Annotated in this window: 25 protein-coding genes; 10 read left to right on the top strand and 15 right to left on the bottom strand. The window is 49.7% G+C overall.

The annotated features are described in order from the left end of the window. The 11 genes from rpsQ to rpsJ all read right to left on the bottom strand — a co-directional run. A partial coding sequence (rpsQ, locus tag CWB98_RS14040) for a 30S ribosomal protein S17 (protein ID WP_138545440.1) occupies positions 1–223 on the bottom strand: 223 nt, incomplete at its 3' end. Then, positions 223–414, bottom strand: coding sequence for a 50S ribosomal protein L29 (rpmC, locus tag CWB98_RS14045; protein WP_010376372.1), 192 nt, complete (start codon positions 412–414; stop codon positions 223–225). The genes rpsQ and rpmC, both read right to left, overlap by 1 nt. After that, complete coding sequence (gene rplP / locus CWB98_RS14050) at positions 415–828, bottom strand: 50S ribosomal protein L16 (protein WP_070986409.1); 414 nt, start codon at positions 826–828, stop codon at positions 415–417. A gap of 13 nt (positions 829–841) precedes the next feature. After that, positions 842–1,543 carry a 30S ribosomal protein S3 gene (gene rpsC, locus CWB98_RS14055; RefSeq protein ID WP_010386168.1) on the bottom strand — a complete coding sequence of 234 codons (702 nt, stop codon included), beginning with the start codon at positions 1,541–1,543 and terminating at the stop codon, positions 842–844. Between the two features lie 12 nt (positions 1,544–1,555). Then, positions 1,556–1,888: a 50S ribosomal protein L22 gene (gene rplV / locus CWB98_RS14060; protein WP_010386167.1), complete on the bottom strand. Its 333-nt coding sequence runs from the start codon at positions 1,886–1,888 to the stop codon at positions 1,556–1,558. Between the two features lie 12 nt (positions 1,889–1,900). Continuing rightward, entirely contained in the window at positions 1,901–2,179 is a 279-nt protein-coding gene (gene rpsS, locus CWB98_RS14065; protein WP_010367084.1) for a 30S ribosomal protein S19, read from the bottom strand. A gap of 16 nt (positions 2,180–2,195) precedes the next feature. Further along, positions 2,196–3,020 (bottom strand): 50S ribosomal protein L2, encoded by an 825-nt coding sequence (gene rplB, locus CWB98_RS14070; RefSeq protein ID WP_054016992.1) that lies wholly within the window; start codon positions 3,018–3,020, stop codon positions 2,196–2,198. A 17-nt stretch (positions 3,021–3,037) separates the two neighbouring features. Continuing rightward, complete coding sequence (gene rplW, locus CWB98_RS14075; RefSeq protein WP_049863779.1) at positions 3,038–3,340, bottom strand: 50S ribosomal protein L23; 303 nt, start codon at positions 3,338–3,340, stop codon at positions 3,038–3,040. After that, positions 3,337–3,939, bottom strand: coding sequence for a 50S ribosomal protein L4 (rplD, locus tag CWB98_RS14080; protein ID WP_010386164.1), 603 nt, complete (start codon positions 3,937–3,939; stop codon positions 3,337–3,339). Before rplD ends, rplW begins: the two co-directional genes overlap by 4 nt. 17 nt (positions 3,940–3,956) lie before the next feature. Continuing rightward, positions 3,957–4,592 (bottom strand): 50S ribosomal protein L3, encoded by a 636-nt coding sequence (rplC, locus tag CWB98_RS14085; RefSeq protein ID WP_049863778.1) that lies wholly within the window; start codon positions 4,590–4,592, stop codon positions 3,957–3,959. Between the two features lie 27 nt (positions 4,593–4,619). Continuing rightward, positions 4,620–4,931 (bottom strand): 30S ribosomal protein S10, encoded by a 312-nt coding sequence (gene rpsJ, locus CWB98_RS14090; protein WP_005495349.1) that lies wholly within the window; start codon positions 4,929–4,931, stop codon positions 4,620–4,622. A gap of 388 nt (positions 4,932–5,319) precedes the next feature. Between rpsJ and plsB the strand changes: the two genes are divergently transcribed. Beyond that, a complete protein-coding gene (gene plsB / locus CWB98_RS14095; RefSeq protein WP_138545441.1) occupies positions 5,320–7,746 on the top strand; it encodes a glycerol-3-phosphate 1-O-acyltransferase PlsB in 2,427 nt (808 codons plus the stop codon). 25 nt (positions 7,747–7,771) lie between these two features. Here plsB and tesB read toward each other — a convergent pair whose 3' ends face one another. Next, positions 7,772–8,638 (bottom strand): acyl-CoA thioesterase II, encoded by an 867-nt coding sequence (tesB, locus tag CWB98_RS14100; protein WP_138545442.1) that lies wholly within the window; start codon positions 8,636–8,638, stop codon positions 7,772–7,774. Between the two features lie 174 nt (positions 8,639–8,812). On the opposite strand from tesB, the gene CWB98_RS14105 reads away from it, so the two are divergent. Continuing rightward, the gene (locus CWB98_RS14105) at positions 8,813–9,277 is read left to right on the top strand and encodes an EVE domain-containing protein (RefSeq protein ID WP_138545443.1); all 465 of its coding nucleotides are present in this window, start codon (positions 8,813–8,815) and stop codon (positions 9,275–9,277) included. Positions 9,278–9,304: 27 nt separating this feature from the next. Here CWB98_RS14105 and CWB98_RS14110 read toward each other — a convergent pair whose 3' ends face one another. Together CWB98_RS14110 and CWB98_RS14115 are read right to left on the bottom strand one after the other, a co-directional pair. Beyond that, entirely contained in the window at positions 9,305–9,502 is a 198-nt protein-coding gene (locus tag CWB98_RS14110; protein ID WP_046004895.1) for a hypothetical protein, read from the bottom strand. Next, complete coding sequence (locus CWB98_RS14115) at positions 9,499–10,560, bottom strand: potassium channel family protein (RefSeq protein WP_138545444.1); 1,062 nt, start codon at positions 10,558–10,560, stop codon at positions 9,499–9,501. The genes CWB98_RS14110 and CWB98_RS14115 overlap by 4 nt, the downstream gene beginning before the upstream one ends. A 200-nt stretch (positions 10,561–10,760) precedes the next feature. Between CWB98_RS14115 and CWB98_RS14120 the strand changes: the two genes are divergently transcribed. From CWB98_RS14120 to CWB98_RS14140, 5 genes are all read left to right on the top strand, one after another. Continuing rightward, a complete protein-coding gene (locus tag CWB98_RS14120) occupies positions 10,761–11,705 on the top strand; it encodes a chemotaxis protein CheV (RefSeq protein ID WP_054016996.1) in 945 nt (314 codons plus the stop codon). Between the two features lie 147 nt (positions 11,706–11,852). Beyond that, the gene (gene uvrD / locus CWB98_RS14125; RefSeq protein ID WP_138545445.1) at positions 11,853–14,018 is read left to right on the top strand and encodes a DNA helicase II; all 2,166 of its coding nucleotides are present in this window, start codon (positions 11,853–11,855) and stop codon (positions 14,016–14,018) included. Beyond that, on the top strand, positions 13,966–16,101 hold the full coding sequence (locus CWB98_RS14130) for a GNAT family N-acetyltransferase (RefSeq protein WP_138545446.1): 2,136 nt from the start codon (positions 13,966–13,968) through the stop codon (positions 16,099–16,101). The genes uvrD and CWB98_RS14130 overlap by 53 nt, the downstream gene beginning before the upstream one ends. After that, a complete protein-coding gene (locus CWB98_RS14135) occupies positions 16,046–17,137 on the top strand; it encodes an ABC transporter substrate-binding protein (RefSeq protein WP_138545447.1) in 1,092 nt (363 codons plus the stop codon). Before CWB98_RS14130 ends, CWB98_RS14135 begins: the two co-directional genes overlap by 56 nt. A gap of 41 nt (positions 17,138–17,178) precedes the next feature. Next, entirely contained in the window at positions 17,179–18,027 is an 849-nt protein-coding gene (locus CWB98_RS14140; protein ID WP_138545448.1) for a chemotaxis protein CheW, read from the top strand. A gap of 171 nt (positions 18,028–18,198) precedes the next feature. On the opposite strand, the gene typA is transcribed toward CWB98_RS14140, so the two are convergent. After that, complete coding sequence (typA, locus tag CWB98_RS14145) at positions 18,199–20,019, bottom strand: translational GTPase TypA (RefSeq protein WP_138545449.1); 1,821 nt, start codon at positions 20,017–20,019, stop codon at positions 18,199–18,201. Positions 20,020–20,430: 411 nt separating this feature from the next. Between typA and glnA the strand changes: the two genes are divergently transcribed. The 3 genes from glnA (at position 20,431) to glnL (ending at position 23,726) form a co-directional block, all read left to right on the top strand. Further along, positions 20,431–21,837, top strand: a complete 1,407-nt coding sequence (glnA, locus tag CWB98_RS14150) for a glutamate--ammonia ligase (RefSeq protein ID WP_054017001.1) — start codon at positions 20,431–20,433, stop codon at positions 21,835–21,837. A gap of 257 nt (positions 21,838–22,094) precedes the next feature. Beyond that, positions 22,095–22,607 (top strand): DUF4124 domain-containing protein, encoded by a 513-nt coding sequence (locus CWB98_RS14155; protein WP_249364682.1) that lies wholly within the window; start codon positions 22,095–22,097, stop codon positions 22,605–22,607. A 57-nt stretch (positions 22,608–22,664) separates the two neighbouring features. Further along, positions 22,665–23,726 carry a nitrogen regulation protein NR(II) gene (gene glnL, locus CWB98_RS14160; RefSeq protein WP_138545450.1) on the top strand — a complete coding sequence of 354 codons (1,062 nt, stop codon included), beginning with the start codon at positions 22,665–22,667 and terminating at the stop codon, positions 23,724–23,726. The last annotated feature ends 28 nt before the right edge of the window (positions 23,727–23,754 follow it).

A 23,754-nucleotide genomic window follows, 5' to 3' on the forward strand; every position in this document is an offset into this window, starting at 1 on the left:
AAGTCCAAGATTTTTTCTTAGAGATCGGCGCACATTCACGGATAGTCACAGTATCACCTGCTTGCGCAGTGTTGCTCTCATCGTGTGCGTGCAACTTAGTTGTACGCTTGATGAATTTACCGTAGATCGGGTGCTTAACCTGACGCTCGATAGCAACAACGATTGACTTGTCCATTTTGTCGCTAACTACACGACCTTGAAGAGTACGGATCTTATCGCTCATTATGCACCTGCCTTCTGGTTGATAACCGTTTTAACACGCGCAATATTGCGACGTACTTTTTTCAGCTCGTGAGTCTGAGCCAGCTGACCAGTGCTCGCTTGCATGCGCAGGTTGAACTGCTCACGCAGAAGCTCTAGAAGTTCAGCATTTAGCTCTTCTACGCTTTTGTCTTTAAGTTCGCTAGCTTTCATTTACATTACCGTCCGAGTTACAAAAGTGGTTTTGAAAGGTAATTTACGAGCAGCTAGGTTGAATGCTTCGCGAGCAAGCTCTTCTGAAACACCTTCCATCTCGTAAAGTACTTTACCAGGCTGAATTTCAGCAACCCAGTATTCAACAGAACCTTTACCTTTACCCATACGAACTTCAAGCGGCTTTTCTGTAATTGGCTTATCAGGGAACACACGGATCCAGATTTTACCTTGACGCTTGATGTGACGTGTCATAGCACGACGAGCTGCTTCGATTTGACGAGCAGTCATACGGCCACGGCCAGTCGCTTTCAAGCCGAAAGAACCGAAGCTAACTTTATTACCGCTATTTGCAAGACCACGGTTGCGGCCTTTGTGCACTTTACGGAATTTTGTACGTTTTGGCTGTAACATTAGTCGCTACCTCTTACTTAGCACTTTTTTTAGCTTTCTTCGGAGCGCGCTTGGCTGGCTTCTCAGCTTCTTGTTTCAGTGGAAGACCACCGATAACTTCGCCTTTGAAGATCCAAACTTTAACACCGATGATACCGTAAGTGGTCAAAGCTTCAGAAGTTGCGTAGTCGATGTCAGCACGTAGAGTGTGTAGAGGTACACGACCTTCACGGTACCACTCAGAACGTGCGATTTCAGCACCGCCTAGACGGCCGCTAACTTCAACTTTGATACCCTTTGCACCCAGACGCATTGCGTTCTGTACCGCGCGCTTCATAGCACGACGGAACATTACACGACGCTCTAGCTGTGAAGAGATACCGTCAGCAACTAGTTGTGCATCAAGCTCTGGCTTACGTACTTCTGCGATGTTGATTTGCGCAGGTACACCAGCAAGCTTAGTTACAGCATGGCGAAGCTTTTCAACGTCTTCACCTTTTTTACCGATAACAACACCAGGACGAGCTGTGTGAATTGTTACACGGATAGATTTAGCTGGACGCTCAATAACGATTTTAGACACAGAAGCGTTTTTCAATTCCTTAGTAAGGTATTGACGCACTTTGTGATCACCAAAAAGCTGCTCAGAGAAATCTTTTGAATTCGCGTACCAGGTAGAAACCCAAGGTTTAGAGATACCTAGGCGAATACCAGTAGGATGAACTTTTTGTCCCATTACTTATATCTCCTAGCTATCTGAAACCACAACAGTGATGTGGCTTGAACGCTTAAGGATGCGGTCTGCGCGTCCTTTAGCACGTGGCATAATACGTTTCATTGTAGGACCTTCGTCTACAAATACTTTAGCCACTTTAAGCTCATCAATGTCAGCACCTTCGTTGTGCTCCGCGTTAGCGATAGCAGACTCAAGTACTTTCTTAACTAATACAGCCGCTTTCTTTGGGCTGTACGCTAGGATTTCTAGCGCGCGATCAACCGGAAGTCCGCGGATCTGATCTGCAACTAGACGTGCTTTTTGCGCCGAACCAGAGGCGAATTTGTGTTTAGCTAATGCTTCCATCATACCCTCCGATTAACGCTTTTTAGCTTTCTTATCCGCAGCGTGGCCGCGGTAAGTACGTGTAGGTGCAAATTCACCTAGTTTGTGACCGATCATTTCGTCTGTAACGAATACAGGTACGTGCTGACGACCATTATGGACAGCGATGGTCAATCCGATCATGTTAGGGATGATCATTGAACGACGGCTCCAAGTCTTGATAGGCTTCTTGTCACCGCTTTCCAACGCCTTCTCTACCTTCTTCAGCAAGTGTAGGTCAATGAATGGACCCTTCTTGAGAGAACGTGGCATGGCAATTCCTCAACTATTACTTAGTACGACGACGTACGATAAATTTATCAGTACGCTTGTTCTTACGTGTCTTAGCACCTTTAGTCGGCTTACCCCATGGAGACACAGGGTGACGACCACCAGATGTACGACCTTCACCACCACCGTGTGGGTGGTCTACCGGGTTCATGGCAACACCACGAACTGTAGGACGAACACCACGCCAGCGAGTTGCACCAGCTTTACCTAGTGAACGTAGCATGTGTTCAGCGTTACCTACTTCACCGATAGTTGCGCGACAATCCGCTTCAACTTTACGCATTTCGCCTGAACGTAGACGTAGAGTCACGTACTGGCCTTCACGCGCTAGGATCTGTACATATGCACCAGCAGAACGGGCAATCTGAGCACCTTTACCAGGCTTAAGCTCAACATTGTGTACCGTTGTACCTACTGGGATGTTACGCATAGGCATTGCGTTACCAGCTTTGATTGGTGCATCAACACCAGACTGGATTGCATCACCTGCTTGAACACCTTTAGGTGCAATGATGTAACGACGCTCACCGTCTGCATATAGTACAAGAGCGATGTTTGCGCTACGGTTAGGATCGTACTCTAGACGCTCAACTTTAGCTGGGATGCCATCTTTGGTGCGTTTAAAGTCGATTAAACGGTAGTGTTGCTTGTGACCACCACCGATGTGACGAACCGTGATACGACCGTTGTTGTTACGACCACCTGATTTAGAGTTTTTCTCTAATAGCGGAGCGTAAGGCTTACCCTTGTGCAGATCAGGGTTAACCACTTTAACGACGTGACGACGACCCGCAGAAGTTGGTTTACACTTTTGAAGTGCCATAATTCTAACTCCCCTTATTACTCGGCGCCGCCGACAAAGTCTAGCTCGCTGCCTTCTTTAAGAGTAACGTAGGCTTTCTTCCAGTCTGAACGACGGCCGAAACGCATGCCTGTACGCTTAGTTTTACCCTTAACATTTAGCGTGCGAACACCAGTTACTTCTACTTCGAAAAGCTTCTCAACAGCAGCTTTGATTTCTGCTTTGTTTGCATCTTTAACTACTTTGAAAACAATCGTGTTGTTCTCTTCAGCAGAGATGGTGCTTTTCTCAGAGATGTGTGGAGCAAGGATTACTTTTAAAAGACGTTCTTCACGGATCATGCTAGCGCCTCCTCAAGTTGCTTAACAGCAGCAGCAGTAATCAGTACCTTATCGAAAGCGATTAGGCTTACTGGGTCGATGCCAGCTACATCACGCGTGTCAACCTTGTACAGGTTACGTGCAGAAAGGAATAGATTCTCATCTACTTCTTCAGTCACGATTAATACGTCTTTAAGCTCAAGCTCTTTCAGCTTAGCTACTAGTTCTTTAGTCTTTGGTGCTTCTAGACCAAATTCTTCAACAACTACTAGACGATCTTGACGAACAAGCTCAGAAAGAATGCTCTTGATCGCACCGCGATACATCTTACGGTTAACTTTTTGGCTGTGATCTTGCGGCTTAGCTGCAAAGCTCACACCACCGCTGCGCCAGATTGGGCTGCGGATTGTACCAGCACGTGCACGGCCAGTACCTTTTTGGCGGAATGGTTTTTTACCACCACCAGCAACTTCAGAACGTGTCTTCTGAGCTTTAGTACCCTGACGAGCACCTGCTGCGAAAGCAACAACTACTTGGTGTACTAATGCTTCGTTAAACTCACGTCCAAAAGTAGCTTCGGAAACTTCAAGCGCACCAGCGCCTTTAATTGCTAATTCCATCACTAAATCTCCAGGACTTAAGCTTTAACAGCTGGTTTAACGATAACGTCGCCGCCGATAGCGCCAGGTACTGCACCTTTAACTAAAAGCAGATTACGCTCAGCGTCAACACGTACTAGCTCTAGGTTCTGAGTAGTTGTTTGCACATTACCCATTTGACCAGCCATTTTCTTACCTTTAAACACCTTACCAGGTGATTGGTTTTGACCGATTGAACCAGGAGCACGGTGAGATAGAGAGTTACCGTGAGTAGCATCTTGCGTGCTGAAATTCCAGCGCTTAACACCACCTTGGAAACCTTTACCTTTTGAAGTACCAGTAACGTCTACTTTGTTTACTTCGTTGAATAGCTCAACAGTAAGCTCAGCACCTACTTCAAACTCACCTTCACCGCCGTTAAGACGGAATTCCCACAGGCCGCGACCCGCTTCAACACCAGCTTTAGCGAAGTGACCCGCTTCTGGTTTGTTTACACGGCTTGCTTTTTTCTCGCCTGCAGTAACTTGAAGCGCGTTGTAACCGTCTGTTGCGTCAGATTTGATCTGAGTAACACGGTTAGGAGTCGCTTCGATAACTGTCACAGGGATAGATACACCATCTTCAGTGAAGATGCGTGTCATACCCACTTTACGACCGACTAGACCTAATGCCATTTTCCTAAAACCTCTCTAATCTTTCGATTAACCCAGGCTGATTTGAACATCAACACCAGCAGCAAGGTCTAGGCGCATTAGAGCGTCTACAGTCTTGTCAGTTGGTTCTACGATGTCGATCAGACGTTTGTGGGTGCGGATTTCATACTGATCACGCGCGTCTTTGTTTACGTGCGGAGAGATCAATACAGTGAAACGTTCAAAGCGAGTAGGAAGTGGGATTGGACCACGTACCTGAGCGCCAGTGCGTTTCGCAGTTTCCACGATTTCCGCCGTTGATTGGTCAATCAAACGGTGGTCAAAAGCTTTTAGGCGAATACGAATGCGTTGATTTGACATTCTTAAACCTCAATTAAAAGAGCATTTAAAAAGAGCATAAAAAAACCACCGAGACCATCTCAATTTATAAGAGGTCGGTTGTTCTTCTATTTCTACCATTGAACTCCAAATCGGAGTTCCTGTTTACGTGCCTGAAATCCAGACCTTTGTATGACTTTCTTGTGACGAATCACAGAAAGTTTGAGCATTATAATGACACTGGTGATAAATGCAACAATTATTGCAAAATTATTTGTCCTGCGCCGCGTCTTCACGTTAAGTGGCACAAGGCGTCTATACTTTAACGCAAGGGAATACATACAACAGCTTTGTCATTGTACTGACACAAATGGTCAGTCCAGTTAAAGCCTGTTATTCTATACAGCAAAAATACAAACCTGGTACCGCTATGCGCTTACTTTCTCAGGGGCTCAACCGAGTGGCCCAATGGACCAACTGCTTGCTGGTCAGGAGCAAACTGTTGCCGACGGACCCCGTGTCGCAGTTCGACCTGGATCCAAACTTGCCCACTTTTTATGTTGCCCGACTAAACTCTCGGGCCGATCTGGCCGCACTCAATGCGATGTGTAAAAAGCTGGGACTGCCAAGCCCGATGCAGGATCAAGTGCTGGGCAGTAAAACGCTGCCGCGTTTTATCGGTATCAAGAACCCAACTCCGCTACTGAGTAAAACGCCAGGCCCAAGTCCGGCGATTGATCAGGGTAAGGCCATTTTCTCCGCCCTGCGTGCGCATCCTGACATCAAAGCACAAGTGATCCCAGTCACAGTGTTATGGGGTCGTAATCCCGGTAAAGAAAAGCCTGGCTTAGGTACCCTGTTTAGCCATTCACTGACACCCAGCTGGTTACGTAAGGCCATGGTGGTGCTGTTTTCCGGCCGCGACAATTTAGTGCGCTTTTCCGCGCCCATCGCGTTGGATCAACTTATGACAGACAAAGCAGATGTCGACGAGTTGCCTCATAAACTACTGCGGGTGGCCCGGGTGCACTTTCACCGCCAGAAGCTGGCCGCAACAGGACCCAAGCTGCCTTCTCGCGAAGCCTTGTTCAATTCTCTGTTGGCTGCGCCGAGCATAAAAAGGGCCATTGCCGACGAAGCCAAATCAAAAGGGCTGAGCCATGACGAAGCGCGGCTAAAAGCACTGGAGCTGCTCGAAGAAGTCGCCGCCAACTATTCAGAAGCCATGGTCCGTGTCGGAGATCGCGTACTGACCTGGCTGTGGAATAAACTCTACAACGGCATTGAAGTAAAAAATGCAGAACGCGTACATGAGCTGGCCGACAAAGGTCATGAGATCATTTATGTCCCTTGTCATCGCAGCCACATGGACTATCTGCTGCTGACCTATGTGATTTATCATCAGGGCCTGGTGCCGCCGCACATTGCTGCGGGGGTCAATCTCAACTTTTTCCCGGCCGGCGGTATTTTCCGCCGTTGTGGTGCGTTTTTTATTCGTCGCTCCTTCGCTGGTAACAAGCTCTACTCCGCCATCTTCAAGGAATATCTGACCCAGCTGTTTATCAAAGGCTATTCCGTCAAGTTCTACACCGAAGGTGGCCGCAGTCGTACAGGTCGATTGTTGCCACCCAAAACCGGCATGCTGGCCATGACCATGCAGTCAATGCTGCGTGGTATCGACCGCCCCATCTCCATTGTGCCTGTTTATATTGGCTATGAGCATGTCATGGAGATCAATACCTATCTGAAGGAACTGGCGGGTAACAGTAAAAAAAATGAATCAGTCGCTGGGGTATTTAAAGCCATTAAAAACCTCAAAAACTATGGCCGCGGCTATCTGAACTTTGGCGAGCCTATCCACTTGAGTCAATACCTGAACGAACATCAGGCTGACTGGCGAGATACCATAGGCCAGGATGAAGGCGTTAAGCCGCAATGGTTAAACGGCCAGGTGGCATTAGTTGCAGACCAAATCATGACCAACATTAATGCCAGTGCGGCACTAAACTCCATCAACCTGCTGGCCATAATACTGTTGTGTAATGAACAGTTTGCACTGAGCAAACAGAAGCTGTTAGCCCAGTTACGCTTCTACCTCACCCTGCAAAGTCAGGCACCTTACAGCGCCAATGTGACCGCACCGGACGAAGACGCCGAGGCGCTGCTAAAGCATGCGCTGAAACTGGACAAATTCGATGTGCTGGAGGATGAGCTGGGTGAGATCATCACCATTAAGGAGAAAGAGCGCACCCTGTTCAATTATTACCGCAACAACATACTGCACCTGTTTGCCGTACCCAGCGTGATTGCTCAAATGTTGTTTAATCGCTACAGCGTCACAGTCACTGAGTGCCAGGAGCGTCTCAGCACACTTTACCCGCTCTTTGCCAAAGAGTGGTTTATGCATGACCTGCGTGAAGACTATATAACAGACGTGCTGAACTACTTCGCTCAACAGGGTCTCATAGACTTTGATGGCCACCTGGCCACCACAGTGAAAGACAACAAGGCACTGGCACAGCTGGAAATGCTCGGCAAAGTGATCCATCTGACACTGGAGCGCTATGCCATCAGTGTCAGCTTGCTGCTGCGAGATCAGGGGATTGCGCGTGCCACACTGGAAAGTGAAAGTGAAGTGCTGGCTAAAAGACTGGGGACTTTACATGGCATTAAGAGCCCAGAGTTTTTTGACAAGAAAGTGCAGAGTAACCTAATTAGTGTGCTGCAGGCACAAGGCTTTATCGACATTTCTGATCAGCAAAAAATCGCAGCAATGCCCGCACTCACAACGCTGTCTGATCACCTCAATGATCTGCTGCCAGCCAGGATCTGGCAGTCCATCCGCGACACATTATAAAAGACGAACTACCAACAAGTCGGCGTCAGCGCGCTTCGCGCTGGCGCATCACCCCTTCCTGAATAGTCGACGCCACCAACTCCCCCTGACGATTAAAGAACTGGCCCCTGACCAGACCGCGACCATTACTGGCACTGGGGCTGTCAACACTATAGAGCAGCCACTCGTCCATGCGGAAAGGACGATGGAACCACATGGCATGATCTATGGTTGCAACTTGCATATTCTTCTGCATAAAGGATACGCCATGGGGCTGCAATGCCGTCGGCAAAAATTCAAAATCCGAGGCATACGCCAGCAAATAGTTATGGATACGGCGATCATCGGGCATCTCGCCACTGGCTTTAAACCAGACATGACGTACAGGCTCCATCACCTCAGGCTGAAATGGGTTATGAAATTCCACCGGGCGCATTTCAATGGGCATCTGTTGCGTAAACTTGGCAACCAGCGGCTCAGGGATCAGATCGGCTTTGTCCTGATAAAACTCCAGCGATGACCGCAGCGCCTCGGGTCCGGGAACCTCAGGCATTTCAGACTGGTGTGATAGGCCCGGTTCATCTCCCTGGAAGGAGGCTGTCATATAGAAGATAGGCTTGCCGTACTGAATGGCGCTGACCCTGCGCGTGCTGAAGCTGCGTCCATCACGAATATTCTCCACATCATACACTATGGGTTTGCTGGCATCTCCCGGGCGTAAAAAGTACGAGTGCAATGAGTGGACATAACGCCCCTCTGGCAACGTATATTTAGCTGCCGATAACGCCTGACCCATTACCTGGCCGCCAAACACTTGCGGAAAGCCCAGATCCTGGCTCTGACCGCGATAGATCCCCTGTTCAATTTCTTCCAGCTGAAGTAGCTCCAGCAACCCTGTTAATGCCTGACTCATTGCGCACCTCTTTCACTGCGTAGTGGATCTCATAATTATACACTATTGTGCAAGTAAAGAGAGCCATCGCAAGTTAAATCAGGTGGTTAACCCTGAACGGCATACTGAGTACATAGCGGGTCAGGCAAGAGTGAGGTAAACTGGTTGCCCGCTTCCTCAGACAAGGTAATTGACATGGCATACTGGTTATTTAAAACCGAACCCGACGCATTTTCCATTGACGATCTACATCAGGCACCTGAGCAGAGTACGTTCTGGGAAGGGATCCGCAATTATCAGGCACGTAACTTTCTGCGTGACGATGTGCAGGTAGGCGATCAGGTCTTTATCTATCATTCAAGCTGCAAAGTGCCGGCCGTTGTGGGTATCGCCACAGTGACCAAGGGCGCTGAGGTCGATCCCCATCAGTTTGACCTGAGCAGCGATTATTATGACGCCAAGTCCAGCCAGGACAACCCCCGCTGGGTAGGTGTGACACTGCGCTATGCGCAACATCTGGCACATCCGGTGACGCTGAAAGCAATCAAAGCCGACACAGCGATCACCGAGCTGGCACTGAAAAAAGCCGGCCGACTTTCTATTATGCCAGTCACCGAAGCGGAGTGGACACATATCTGCCGGCTTGGCGGCGCTGTGTAACACCCCCAGGCCAGAGCGCAATAAACTTCAGCGATGTTTTTTCTGTTTTCCCCCCTTGGGGATCATAGAGAAGTACAAGATCAACGCCAGCCAGGAAAACAGCAAAGTACCTATCAGCCAGCCATTTTTTTCATGGCCACGGGTGCGCTTACTGCCAGCAACCAGCCCTATGGGCAGTAAATACAGGCAGAGCGCCCCCATCAGTAACATCAGTTCGTCGGTCATACCCGCTCCCAGTTCACCTCACTATGGAGCACCCGCTGCGGAGCTATGTAATGTAGTACATCTCCCCCTTCCAGTGCGTAGTCCAAAGGTGGGTTTAAGTCCATATCACGACCGCTGAGGTCGTGCGCCACCCCCAACAAAGTCGCATTGTGATGCTCTTTAAAATACAAAAATAGCTGACCAAAGGTCAGAGCGCCTAATGACCTCGGCAACTGCAAACTAAACTGAGTATCACCATGCAGGGTCGATAGCAGCTCTTCCTGAATGCGACTGGACCCTGGGTCTTGCATCGAACGCACCAGAATCTCGGCAGACATGGCCGTCGAGCACTCGACATTACGACAGTGCTGACGCAATAGTTGCGCTTTAGTTTCATCATTAAAATGGGCACTGATGTGCGCAGACGTTTTTACCAGTGGGCTCAGTTTTAACGCCGTAGTAAAGGTCTGATCGTCATCCTGACCATCCACAATGATTTTGTCTGCATGAGCCAACCCGGTGCGACTCAGTTGCTGATCATCGGTAAAACTTACCAGGCGAACAAAGTCGACCTCGGTGAAGCGCAACAGCGGGTGCTCCATCTCATCACTCACCGCCAGCACGATGCGCCTGGCTATGCGTTTGTTGTCGGCCAGGATATATTCGATCATGCGCTCGGTGCGTGTTGCATGCCAGCCGAAGATAATGATGTGATCGCTCAGATGTGAATAGTCTTTATCGCCCTTCATTGCTCGTTTTACCCAAATTGTAATTAGTTGCCCAACCTTCCCCAGCAAAATACCAAACAGCGCCAGACCCAGCGGGATTTGAAATATGGCCACAACCCAGCGTCCCATATCGGTTGTGGCACTAAAGTCGCCATAACCGACGGTCGATGTGGTCACCACGTAATAATAGATATAAGTGCTGACGGGCAGTAAGGCATGCTCCTGAGCGAACCATAATAGCGCCCAGGTTACCCCCATATGCAACAGTGTCGCCAGACCAATCAAGGGCCAGCTGGCCTGATCAATATGCGCCTGCAATACCAACAGCAAGCGCTTAAATAACAAAGGCATTGTCCTTCCTATGTTCCAAGTCTCTGATTTACCATACTGAATAATCAGGATTATGCAACTGAGACAGGTCCTCGGCCATCTCCAGCCACCGCTCTTAATCCAACTCACCCAGCCAAGGCCTAAATAGTGTGCACAGAGAGTGTTAATTTATTTACTAATAAGTATATACTGAGAGAAGGTACATATCTTAGGATCGCTTTATGGCCGGAGTATTAGCATCCGTTGATCAACGCACACAATTGGTGGGAGAAAACCGCCTCGAATTACTGTTGTTCCATCTGCACAGCCGACACTTGTTTGCACTCAATGTATTTAAGGTCAAAGAAGTCGTTAAACTGCCCCACCTGAATAAGATGCCAAATGCACATCCTAAGGTAGCCGGTGTAACCACCATACGGGGAGAGTCTATCCCAGTGATCGACTTACGCCAGGCGATATGCATGCCGCACTGTGAATACGACAGCGACAGTAACCTGGTGATCACGGAATATAATCGCACCATTCAGGCTTTTCTAGTTGGGAAAGTTGACCAAATCGTCAACACCACCTGGTCTGATATTATGCCGCCACCACGCTCAGTTGGCCGCAACCACTATTTGACCGCACTGACCAAGCTCAAACGCGGCGATCAGGAACTGCTGGTTGAAATCATTGACGTCGAAAAAGTACTGGCCGAAATCATCGCGTACGACGTGGTGATCCCAGAAAACATTTTGGATAAAAACATCATCAATGAGTTTCAGGGACGCAAAATATTGCATGTTGATGACTCTCCCACCGCTCGTCGTCAGGTTTCAGATACGCTGGCCCAGCTGGGCATTGAAGTACTGCCCGCCACCGATGGTCATGAAGCCTTAAAGCTATTGCAACACTGGGCCGACGAAGGCATCAATGTCGAACAGGAGCTGATGGCGGTGATCACCGACGCGGAGATGCCGGTCATGGATGGCTATCGATTAACCTATGAGATCCGCAACGACAGTCGTCTGAAGAATCTCTATATCGTGCTCAATACCTCGCTCAGTGGCAGCTTCAACAAAGCTATGGTTGAAAAAGTAGGGTGTGATGTTTTCCTGTCAAAGTTCCAGCCGGACCGTCTGGTTGAGGAAATGCAGCGTCGACTAAAAGACGTGCTGAATCAGTAACTGTATATAAAAACAGGTAAAGAGGATTTAAAACCTCATATTTATCAATTTGTTAGTTTTAAAGGTGTGCAAAACACCCGCACCAAACTGGGCTTTGTGCCCTGCCCTAGGTATACTTTGCGCTGAATATAGACGATGGGCGCAAAGATGGACGTATCAGAATTACTTGACGGCTTAAACGACAAACAACGTGAAGCAGTGGCTGCACCGCTGCAAAATATGCTGGTATTGGCAGGCGCAGGCTCGGGCAAAACCCGGGTGCTGGTGCATCGCATCGCCTGGCTGATGCAGGTTGAGCATGCCTCGGCGTACAGTATTTTTGCCGTGACCTTTACCAACAAAGCCGCCAAAGAGATGCGTACCCGGGTCGAAGAAACCTTGCAAAGTCCGGTAGGTGGCATGTGGATCGGCACTTTCCATGGACTGGCCCATCGTATTTTGCGCGCCCATCATCGCGAGGCCAAACTGCCCGAGTCGTTTCAGATTTTAGATTCCGACGATCAGCTGAGAATGATTAAACGCCTGCTGAAATCGATGAACATCGATGATAAAAAGTGGCCACCCAAGCAGCTCAGTTGGTACATCAGTGCGCGTAAAGACGAAGGTCAGCGCCCCAAAGACATTACCGCCCATGACGTCAACGAACAACTGATGTTGCAGGTGTATACCGCCTATCAGGACGCCTGTGACCGCGCCGGATTAGTCGACTTTGCCGAGATCTTGCTGCGCTGCTATGAAGTACTGCAGCAACACCCCACTTTGCTGCGCCACTACCAGCAACGCTTCCGCCATATGCTGGTTGACGAATTCCAGGATACCAACAGCATTCAGTATTTATGGCTAAAACTGCTGGCAGGTAGCGACAGCAATATCATGATCGTAGGCGATGACGACCAGAGTATTTATGGCTGGCGGGGCGCGCGTATTGAAAACATCAAACGCTTTTTGACCGACTTTGACGCGCAAACCATTCGCCTGGAGCAGAACTATCGCTCTACCGGCACCATACTGAAAGCGTCTAATGCACTGATCCAGAACAACGCAGAGCGTATGGGTAAGAGCCTCTGGACCGACGGCAATCAGGGTGAGCCAATTTCCGTGTATGCCGCGTTCAACGAACTGGATGAAGCGCGGTTTATGGTCGGTAAAGTCAAGTCCTGGCTACAGGGCGGCAACGCACTGAGCGACTGTGCCGTGCTTTATCGCAGCAATGCCCAGTCTCGGGTACTGGAAGAGGCTTTGTTACAGGAAGGCCTGAAGTATCGCATTTACGGCGGTATGCGCTTCTTCGAACGCCAGGAGATCAAAGATGCCCTGTCTTATCTGCGCCTGATCAGCAACCGCAATGATGATGCCGCGTTTGAACGGGTGATCAACACCCCGGCCCGTGGCATTGGCGACAAAACCCTGAGCCATATTCGTGATTGCGCCCGGGCAGAGTCGCTGCCGCTGTGGTATGCCGCCAAAGCCGTGCTGGAGCAAGGGCACCTGGCTGGCCGTGCCGCCACCGCCATTCGCCGTTTTATTGAACTGGTTGAGCAGCTCGACGACAAACTGATGGAACTCGAACTGGCCGAACAAGCCAAGACCACCATAGAGCAATCCGGTCTGCTGGCCATGTATCAGGCCGAAAAAGGTGAAAAAGGCCGCGCCCGGGTAGAAAACCTTGAGGAATTGATCAACGCCTGTGGTCAGTTTGAACTACCGGTAGAAGAAGAGTTTACCTCGCCACTGCAAGGTTTTTTGGCGTATACCTCGCTGGAGTCTGGTGAAGGTCAGGCCGATGAACATGAAGATGCCGTACAGATGATGACGCTGCACTCGGCCAAGGGTCTGGAGTTTCCATTGGTCTTTATGGTGGGCGTGGAAGAAGGCATGTTCCCGTCACAACAAAGCCATGAAGAATCCGGTCGCCTCGAAGAGGAGCGCCGCCTGTGTTACGTGGGCATGACCCGGGCAATGGAAAAGCTCTATATCAGTCATGCGGAAAGCCGTCGCCTCTATGGTCAGGAAAAATACCACAGCCCATCGCGCTTTTTACGCGAGATCCCCGAAGACTGCCTGGAAGAAATTCGCATCAAGACGCAAGTGTCACGCCCGGCACCCAGTGGTCGTTTCAGCAGCTCGGTGAGCCATGCCGTGTTTGAAGACAGCGGCTTCAGCCTGGGCCAGCGCGTATTACATGCCAAATTTGGCGCCGGCACGGTACTCAATTACGAAGGCAGCGGCGCACAGTCACGTATACAGGTAAATTTTGACGATGTCGGCAGCAAATGGCTGGTCACTGCCTATGCCAGACTGCAATCACTTTAAGCTTGCGCGCCTGCTCACACAACTTGCGCAGGCTCGGCATCGTCAGCTTTTGCTGATAAGCGGCGAACAGGACTGGACTTACAACGAAGTACAGCGTTTGTTCCCTACTCTGGCTGATTCAGCGTTAGTGCTGAGTCAACATACACAACTGCCTGGCGCCTGTTGGCCTGAACACCTGCATCAGGTGCTGGGCCAGGAATATTCCTGCGTCGTTTACGACCTCTACAGCGGAGTGTTACCGAATAAACTGGCTGCCGCCGCAGGCACAGTGCAAGCTGGTGGCCTGTTGATTTTGCTCGCCCCGGAATTATCTCAGTGGCATAGCTGGTGCGATCCGGCATTGGCGCGCTGGCTATCTTATAACGAAACGGCACAGTTCAGTCCTTATCTGCAGCGCTGGCAGCGCCTGCTAACCAGCAACTCAGTATGGCAGATCAGTCAATCACAGGGCGACTTACTACCACAGCACTATGACGCGCCGCGAGCGACGCTAGACACCAGTGAACAACACAACGCGCTTACTCAGCTGACAGCCCACTTAACGCAGCCTGCGCCCGGACCCGTGTTACTCAGCGCTGATCGTGGTCGGGGCAAATCCTCGTTACTGGGCAAACTGGCGGCCAGCCTGCCCGATCTGACCTTTATTCTGTGCGCACAGCAGCGCCGCGCGGTACACAACAGCTTTGTTCATCTCGGCGCGGCACTGGATGAGCCGGTCAGCGATAAGCTCAACCAGCTTGCAAACCTGCGCTTTATGCCGCCTGATCAACTTCTTGCACAACGCCCGAGCTGTGATGTGTTGCTGGTTGATGAGGCCGCGGCTATTCCCGTGCCCATGCTGATGTCATTGTTGGGCGCTTACCCTAACGTGGTGTTTTCCAGCACCCTGATTGGCTATGAGGGCAATGGCCGGGGTTACACGCTGCGCTTTGCCAGACAGCTTGAGCACACCCATCCGCAGCGTCTGACCTTGTCACTCAGTCAACCAATCCGCTACAGCGAAGGGGATCCGCTAGAAGCCCGGTTACGCCAGCTGTTTGCTCTGGATTGTGACTATCAACACCCCCCGTCACCGTCGGCCCCCTGCACATTCGAGTCATGTTCAGGTACACAACTGGCAGTGGATGAAGACACCCTGTCTCAGGTTTTTGCCCTACTGGTGTTAGCACACTATCAAACCTCGGTGAACGATCTACGCCAGTTGCTCGACAGTCCGCACAATCGCTTATACCTTGCCCGTCAGCAAGGTTGTGTAGTGGCAGTGTGTCTGCTCAAGCTGGAAGGCGAGTTTGATATTGAACTCAGCCACAAAATTGCCGCCGCAACACGTCGCCCGGCCGGGCATTTAATGGCGCAACAACTCGCTCAGCTCACTGGTAATCCAGAGTTAGCACAACGTCGTGGTGCCCGGGTGGTGCGCATTGCCGTATCGCCGCAGCAACAGGGACAGCTTATTGGCAGCCAGTTACTGCGCTTTGCAGAGCAGCAACTCACTAACCAGGTTGATTACTTTGGCAGCAGCTTTGGCTGTAATGCACAGCTACTCAGGTTTTGGCAACATCATCAGTACCGGCCCGTTAAATTGGGATTTAAGCAAGATAAAGCCAGCGGTGAATTTGCACTGCTGGTGATTAAACCTCTTAATAAACATATCCAACTCGAACCACTTCAGCTATGGTTCAAACACCTGCTACTCAATCAGCTCAGCGAGTTATATCGTGATTTTCCCTGCACCTTGGTGACAGAGCTGTATAAAACACTCCCGCACTATACGCCCGATACCCTCTTGTTAACCCAGTTAAGCTACTTTTCGAGCAGTACGCCAGGTGAACAACAGATCGCAGCCCTGATCACTGAGCTGCTCAAGTGTCGACCCGATCTGCTGGACCGATTATCAGCCAGTTCCCAAGCCTTAGTGATTCGGCTATTATTACAGCGTCACCCGCCAAAAGTATTAGAAGATACTTTGAATTTGGCTACAAAAAAACAACGACAGACCGCCATGCGGTCACTTGTGACGGAAGTACATGCTGAAATTAATCTCAACCCTGAGCTGTTGCATCGCCCTGCTGGGCAGCCCTGAGCTTATCGCCGATGAGGAGCTCAGGCTTGGCATGTCGGTCGCATTGAGCGGGCCCGCCAAAGATATTGGCCAACAACTCAGGCAAGGCGCAGATCTTTACTTTAATTATGCGAATGGCCGTGCGAATAAAACCCACCCAACTATCTCATTGATGGTACTGGACGACGGCTATGAACCCAGCCGCACTGTGGTCAACACCCGCTATTTAATTGAACAGCATCAGGTTATGGCGCTGTTTGGCAATATGGGCACGCCCACCGCTCATGCCATCCAGGCTATTCTGACGCACCATCAACTGCCTTTTCTGATGCCCTTTACGGGGGCGGACTTTTTGCGCCACGACACCCCTTTTCCAATCTTTAATTGGCGTGCCAGCTATATGGATGAAGCCAGTGAACAAGTCACTTATCTGGTTGACGAACAGGGGCACAAACACATTGCACTGTTGATCCAGGCTGACGAGTTTGGCCTGACACTGGAAAAAAGCTTTCGCCGGGCTCTGGCAGTTCGGGGCATGCAACCGACCGTAATCGCCCGGTTTCGGCGCAACAGTGCCGATATTAAAAAAGCACTCCAAGTTATCATGCGCAGCGAGGCGACCGCTGTCGCCATGATTGGCACTTATCAACCGCTGTCGATATTCATAGACAAGGCGATGCATCGGGGCTTTCAGGGAACCTTCAGCGGAGTCTCCTTTACCTCGTCCAGAGCCCTGTTTGCCCAGCTCACCAGCAAACCTACCCTGATGATCAGTGAAGTCGTGCCTGCCCTTCAGGCTTGTCAGGCTGAATTATGCGATTTGTTCCGAACACTGGCGCACAGACAAGGACTGCAGCCCAGTCCGCAGGTGTTTGAGGGCTTTCTCAATGCTGCCATTTTTACAGCAGCACTTAAGCATTGCCCGCGCCCGATAACCCGAGGGTGTCTGCCTGGTGCCTTGCAACAGGTGCTGACAGAGGACAAAGCAATCAGGCATATTTTTGGTCTCACTGAGAAAGAGAATAAACCCCGTGTGTATCGATCTTACTTTCAATAATGTCTATGCTTAGAGCATCAGGTAAACGTACAGAGGCAGACATGGATTTAATCAATTTTCGGGTAGGGAAAAAAACCATTTCACTAAAAATACTGGATATCCTGCTTACGGAGCGCTACGAAGGCAACCTCACCTCTTTGCCCAATGATAACCCCAGCTTTATGGGCGTGAAGGATTACATGGGCACACCAACACCCATCTTTGATCTGGGCTTGATATTAAATAACCAGTCGTCCTACGACATTAACAAGTCTCTGGTCACTATGTTGCAAGAACGAGAGCAAGATCAAAAAGCCTGGGTTGCTGAGCTGGAACGCTGCATCTACAACGACCAGCCTTTTACCCAGGCCAAAGACCCCAAGCAGTCTGCATTTGGCAAATGGTACTATAGCTTTAAAACCGATAATGAAGATTTACGCACGCTATTGGCGCGCTTTGAGGAACCCCACAACAAGCTCCATGCGCTCGCCGATAAGCTGCTCACCATCAATGCCAAGGGTGATAAAGAGGAAGCCCTGAGATTGCTGGAGAAAGAAAAGTCGACCACTTTTATGAAGCTCATCCGTCTGTTTGAATCGGCCCGGGATCAAATCATTCTGGACCACAAGCCCATTATTGTCTTCACCACTCAGGATGGTCAGCGGCCACACATTGGCCTGTTAGTTGATCAGGTCGAGGACAACATTCACTGCGATGAGTCAGACATCAAGTCTCTGCATGAAATGACCAGTATGGGGTTTGAAATCGACCCGCAGACCCGCAAGATGATGAAAGGGCTAATTAAGCAGGGAGAGCAACACAGTCTGGTGCTGGACCCCAGCGCCATCTTTCGCCCCGATCACTTAAAGCAATATGAACCGGAAGAAACCGAGGCCTATGGTTTGTTCTGAGTACTCATTGCTGGCAACCATGAATTGACACGCATTGGCTTTGAAATGGTTTGTTCTGAGCATTCAATACTGGCAACCATGAATTGACCCGCATGGACGGTGTTAACACATTCGCTATAGCAATAAAAAACGCCGCAAATGCGGCGTTTTTTGTATTCGACAAGTAAATAATTACTTGGCCTGACGGCTCGCGCGCTTACGCTCACTTTCAGTCAGTAGCTTCTTACGAATACGGATGCTTTCTGGTGTTACTTCCACCAGCTCGTCATCATCGATGAACTCAAGTGCCTGCTCAAGTGTCATGATAATAGGCGGAACCAGGTTTTGTGCTTCGTCAGTACCCGATGCACGTACGTTGGTCAGCTGCTTACCTTTCAGGGCGTTAACAGTCAGATCGTTATCACGTGCGTGAATACCGATGATCATACCTTCGTATACTTCAACACCGTGACCGATGAACAGCTTACCACGGTCCTGCAGGTTGAACAGGGCGTTGGTTAGCGCTTTACCCGCTGCGTTTGCGATCAGTACACCGTTCTTACGTTGACCAATGTTACCGCCTTTGTGTGGGCCGTAGTGATCGAACGTGTGGTACATCAGACCAGAGCCTGAAGTCAGTGTCATGAAGTCAGTCTGGAAGCCGATCAGACCACGAGAAGGCATGATGAAGTCCATACGAATACGGCCTTTACCATCTGGTGCCATGTCAGTCATTTCTGCTTTACGCAGGCCCAGTTGCTCCATGATAGCACCCTGGTGCTCTTCCTGTACGTCAACAGTCACCGTTTCATACGGTTCTTCCAGCTGACCGTCTACTTCGCGCAGGATTACCTCTGGACGAGATACCGCCAGCTCGTAGCCTTCACGACGCATGTTTTCAATCAGGATGCCCAAGTGCAGTTCACCACGGCCAGATACGCGGAAGCTGTCCGGGTTATCGGTTTCTTCAACGCGCAGTGCCACGTTGTGTACCAGTTCAGCCTGAAGACGCTCAAGGATGTTACGTGAAGTAACGAATTTACCTTCCTGACCTGAGAACGGAGACGTGTTTACAGAGAACGTCATGGTTACTGTAGGCTCATCAACAGACAGCGCCGGCAGGGCTTCAACTGCATTGACATCACACACAGTGTCAGAGATTTTCAGCTCACCCAGACCTGTGATAGCGATGATGTCGCCAGCCTGTGCTTCTTGTGCTTCATGACGGTCAAGGCCCAGATAAGTCAGTACCTGACCTACTTTACCGTTACGTGTTGAGCCATCGGCACCAACAATAGTGACTTGCTGGTTAACTTTCACTGTACCACGCTTGATACGGCCTACACCGATTACGCCGATGTAAGAGTTGTAGTCCAGCTGAGAGATCTGCATCTGGAAGTCGCCAGCTGGATCTGCGTCTGGCTGCTCTACTTGCTCAACAATGGCTTCAAACATAGGCTGCATGTTGTCAGAAGGCTCGTCCAGGTCCAAGGTCGCCCAACCGTTAATCGCTGATGCATAGATAACCTGGAAGTCCAGCTGTTCGTCAGTGGCACCTAAGTTATCGAACAGGTCAAATACCTGATCCATAACCCAGTCAGGACGTGCGCCTGGCTTGTCAATCTTGTTGATAACAACGATAGGCTTCAGACCCAGCGCGAATGCTTTTTGCGTTACGAAACGCGTTTGCGGCATCGGACCTTCCTGGGCATCAACCAGTAGCAATACTGAGTCAACCATTGAAAGTACACGCTCTACCTCACCACCAAAGTCGGCGTGTCCCGGGGTGTCTACGATATTGATGTGGTAATCATTCCACTCGATGGCAGTGTTTTTCGCCAGAATGGTGATGCCACGCTCTTTTTCAATATCATTCGAGTCCATGACACGCTCTTCGTTGCCACCGCGTGTCTCTAATGTGCCAGATTGTTCCAGCAGCTTATCGACTAGGGTAGTTTTACCATGGTCAACGTGCGCGATGATCGCGATATTTCTTAACTTTTCAATGCTCATATTTTTACTCAGAGAAGTTGGCCCTCAGTGATCCTAGTCGAATCGCGCAAAAATGCGCACCTAAGATGCCGATCCACAATTAAAGGTCGCGTATTATCCCCTAATAATGTGACAGATGAAAGTTTATCCAGCTTTTTTTTACAGCCCGGGCCATGAAATGCGCAAAGTCTGCTGTTTTGTCGCTCCACAGTCACAGCCATGTGCTACATTGAAACCATTGCGCAGAGCACCAGTGTGGTGCAAAACCCAATATTGATACGCACCACGATGGTGCAAAATAAGATTGAATACATTATGAATAAAAATAATTCATTTATTAACAATGGATTACAAAACTGGCACGAATAACGCTTAGTAGTGCGCAAATGCAGAGCACTGCAACAAAATATAACCCTACGAGTCGGAGGACACATGTCACAATCGGTTTTAGACCTTATTAAAGAACACGACGTTAAATTCGTTGATTTACGTTTCACGGATACCAAAGGTAAAGAGCAACACGTTTCTATTCCTCACCATCAAGCCGATGAAGACTTCTTTGAAGATGGCAAAATGTTCGACGGCTCGTCTATCGCAGGCTGGAAAGGCATCAATGAATCAGACATGGTACTGATGCCAGATGCATCCACCGCAAAGCTAGACCCTTTCTCAGAAGAAACCACACTCATCGTACGTTGTGACGTCCTTGAGCCGTCAACCATGCAAGGTTACGAGCGTGACCCACGTTCTGTTGCCAAGCGTGCAGAAGACTACATGCGCTCTACCGGTATTGCTGACACCGTATTGTTCGGTCCTGAGCCTGAGTTCTTCTTGTTTGACGACGTAAAATTCAAAACAGACATGTCTGGTTCTATGTACAAAATTGATGCTCAGGAAGCAAGCTGGAACTCAGATAAAAGCTACGAAGAAGGCAACATGGGCCACCGTCCAGGCGTAAAAGGCGGTTACTTCCCGGTTGCACCGGTTGATTCATCAGGTGACTGGCGTAGTGCGACCTGTCTGGTTCTGGAAGAAATGGGTCAGGTTGTAGAAGCACACCACCACGAAGTAGCAACAGCCGGTCAGAACGAGATCGCAACACGCTTTAATACGATGGTGATCAAGGCTGACGAAATTCAGGAAATGAAATACGTTATCCACAATATGGCGCACCTATATGGTAAAACAGCGACCTTTATGCCTAAGCCTGTGGTTGGCGACAATGGCTCTGGTATGCACTGTCACCAGTCACTGGGTAAAGATGGCAAAAACATCTTTGCTGGCGACAAGTACGGCGGTCTGTCTGAAGAAGCCCTTTACTATATCGGTGGTATCATCAAGCACGCCAAAGCCATCAATGCATTTGCTAACGCCTCTACCAACTCGTACAAGCGCCTGGTACCTGGCTTCGAAGCACCTGTTATGCTGGCTTATTCAGCACGCAACCGTTCAGCGTCTATCCGTATCCCGGTTGTACCGTCTGAAAAAGCACGTCGTATTGAGGTACGCTTCCCGGATCCTACTGCGAACCCGTATCTGGCGTTCTCTGCCATGCTGATGGCTGGCCTTGACGGAATCAAAAACAAGATCCACCCTGGCGATGCAATGGATAAAGACCTATATGACCTGCCAGCGGAAGAAGCGGCAGAGATCCCGACTGTTGCCTCTTCACTGCAAGAAGCGCTGGACTCTCTGGACGCAGATCGCGAATTCCTGACTCAGGGCGGTGTATTCACTGATGACCTGATCGATGCATACATCGCATTGAAGTCTCAGGAAGTTGAAAAGCTGAACATGACAACTCACCCAGTTGAGTTCGAAATGTACTATAGCGTATAAATTTATTTTCAGTATTTCGGTGTGTGCGGGCCGTTAAGGTATGCACACTGCGCAATCCGGAATACTTATTTCAGCCGCATGTCGCTCATTGCTCAGTCGCCTGAGCAGTTACAGAACAGGCTGACTCTGCGCTCTTAAATCATATGTGTTCTCAAGCCCGCATTGCGGGCTTTTTTCATGCCCGTGCAATGGTAAACTTGCGCTAAAAGCACTAAAGTTATAGCTGATGATGTGCGTCTTTTAAGCAGGGTGAAATTGTGTTGCGGCTTTATTGGGTGATTCTATGTTTGGTGTACAGCGGTAGCGCTGTATCAGATCAAAAAGTTTATCGCTGGAAAGACAAAAACGGCAACTGGGTCTACTCGGACGTACCTAAAAAAGGCTCTGAAAAAGTCAAGCTGAGCACTAATATGCTCACCATGCCAGCCACAGATACCAGTATTCTGACCCCCAATCCGGCAACACCTACTGTAACCTATCAGGCAAAGATTACCGCACCAAGCGACCAGCAAACACTACGAGAAAATAGTGGCAGCGTTTATGTGAATGGCTTAGTGACGCCTCGCTTTGCCAATGGCTTTCAGGTGCAACTCTTTTTGAATGGCAAGGCGACCGGCCCTAAACAGACCACTGCTTCTTTTGCTTTACGAGATGTGCCCAGGGGGGAACACAAATTGCAAATGAAAGTATTTAATGACAAAGGCATGCTAGTTGCTCAAAGTGCAGTAACCACCTTTTTCCTGCATCGCGCCAGTCTGCTCAACCGTTGATTATAATAACAGGTGTGCTAATCTGCAGTGCACCAACTTGGTGCAAGGCGATCCAATATGGCACAACCCTCCTCTGAACTGATACACGAGTTATGGCAAAATTTATCTACCGCGGTGATCTTATTAACCGAAGATCTGACCATTTATTTTGCCAATAACAGCGCCAGTGAACTGCTGGGGCTAGGTAATAAGCGGCTGTTAAACCAACCTTTCGAAACCATTTTTCATCATCATATGATCGATATGAAACGGCTTCAGCGTTACGTCCTGGATGATGGCGTCGACTGCCAACAACACAAGGTCGACGTGGTCTTCATCGACAATCGCGCCAGTACACTGAACCTGTTCGCACGCCGCTTTATGCTTCAGGGTCGTGCGTATATTCAACTGGAATGCCGCCGTATTGACGAAGAGCTGCGCTTTGATCAGGCCTTTAATCAAGCCCATCAATATCAGGCTGCCAGAAATCTGATCCGGGGGCTGGCACATGAGATAAAAAATCCATTAGGTGGGATCAGAGGAGCGGCGCAATTATTGCAGTATGAAGTTCAGCAGGAAGAGCGGGACGAGTGCGCCGAGCTGATCATCGAACAAGCCGACCGTTTGACCGAACTGGTCGACCGTTTACTGGGGCCCAATGAATTACCCAGAAAAGAGCCCTGTAATGTTCACCGTATGCTGGAGTCGGTGCTCCGTCTCAGCGAGCTCGACGGGGAACCAGGGATCCGATTGGTAAAAGATTATGACCCCAGTATCCCGGACGTGGTCATGGATGAAGCCAAGATCCAACAGGTGGTTTTAAACATTGTTCGCAATGCACAACAGGCACTGGGTGAGCATGGTGAGATTAAAGTATCAACTCGGATCCGTCATCGCATCAGACGTGGTAAGCAGTTAATGAAGAAAGCCTTACAGATCCGGGTGACAGACAATGGCCCGGGTATTGCGCAAGAAATGCAGGCAACCCTGTTCTACCCAATGGTGACCAATAAGGAAGGTGGCTCGGGGTTGGGTTTATCCATTGCGCAAACTCTGGTTGAACAGCACCACGGCTTTATCGATTGTGACAGCTGGCCCGGACATACGGAGTTTGCTATCTACCTGCCATTTGACGCATAAACGCATCGCAGACAAAGGTGCGCGGTAA

Source organism: Pseudoalteromonas rubra (assembly GCF_005887115.1).
In the GTDB taxonomy this organism is placed as follows: domain Bacteria; phylum Pseudomonadota; class Gammaproteobacteria; order Enterobacterales; family Alteromonadaceae; genus Pseudoalteromonas; species Pseudoalteromonas rubra_F.